The following is a 1,095-nucleotide window of genomic DNA, read 5'->3' on the forward strand; positions in this document are numbered from 1 at the left end:
CTCCCCGCATGGGTGATCGCGTTCTCGATCAGGTTGGCGAACATCTGGTTGAGGAGCTGGGCATCGCCGCGGATGGCGAGGCCTCGCGGGACATGCGCGGCGAGGCGGTGGCCCGCCTCCTCGGCCACTGTCTCGTAGGTCTCGACCAGGCGGTCCAGCAGGTCGGTCAGGTCGATGTCGGAAAAGGAGGCGCGGCGGGCGCCGGTTTCGATCTGGGCGAGGCGGAGAATGGCGCCGCAGAGCGCCAGCGCGCCATCGACCTGCGCGATCGCCTCGGCGATGGCGGCCCCGGCCGCCGCCGGATCGGGGTCGCGCAGCGCGAGTTCGAGGGTTTCGCGCAGCCGGGCCAGCGGCGAGCGGAGGTCGTGGGCGATGTCGTTGCCGACGGCGCCGAGATTCTCCATCAGGTGCTGCATGCGGTCGAGCATCGCGTTCACGGTTTCGGCCAGGCGGTCGAACTCGTCGCCGGTGCCGGCGAGCGGGATGCGGCGGGACAGGTCGCCGGCCATGATCTCGCGGCTGGCGAGGCTGACCGCGTTCACCCGCGCGAGGGCCTTGCGGCCGAAGCCGATGCCGGCGGCGAGGCCGAGGCTGAGGGTGAGGCCGAAGCCGATCAGGAAGCTGCGGCGGATCAGGTCGTTCAGCCGGCGGATCATGGTGCCGTCGACGCCGACGAGCAGCGACGCGCCATCACGCAGGCGGACCACGAGGACGCGCAGCTCCGTCACGCCGGGGGCGAAGGCGTCGGCCTCCGGCGCGTCCAGCGTGTGCCAGCCGGGCGCCGGCGGCGGGAGGCGCAGATTGCCCGCGAGGGGGGCGCCGTTCGGCCCGGCCAGCGCGTAGAAGATGCGGGACGGCCGCCTGCGCGAGGGCGGCGCGGATGGCTATGGCCGCCACCGCCGGCGGCGTCGCCGGCCCTTGCGGCAGGATCTCGCCGATCTCGTTGGTGATCGAGGCATCGAGCGTCTGCCGCAGGGAGCCGAGGGTGCCGTAATAGATCACGACGAAGACGATGACGGCCCCCATCGCCGCCACCGCCGCGCCGAGGGCGGCGAGGCGGACGCCGGAGGTGCGCAGGATCGCGGGTTGGCCGGG

Annotated in this window: 1 protein-coding gene and 1 pseudogene; both read right to left on the bottom strand. The window is 73.3% G+C overall.

Annotation, left to right across the window (positions count from 1 at the left end; genetic code table 11):
* Nucleotides 1–707 (bottom strand): HAMP domain-containing sensor histidine kinase (locus APM_RS22640; protein WP_007423317.1); only part of this gene is annotated, 707 nt, incomplete at its 3' end.
* Nucleotides 691–1,095 (bottom strand): annotated as a pseudogene (locus APM_RS22645) (hypothetical protein); the annotation flags it as partial. The pseudogene APM_RS22645 and the gene APM_RS22640, both read right to left, overlap by 17 nt.

The organism is Acidiphilium sp. PM (assembly GCF_000219295.1).
Taxonomy (GTDB): Bacteria; Pseudomonadota; Alphaproteobacteria; order Acetobacterales; family Acetobacteraceae; genus Acidiphilium; species Acidiphilium multivorum.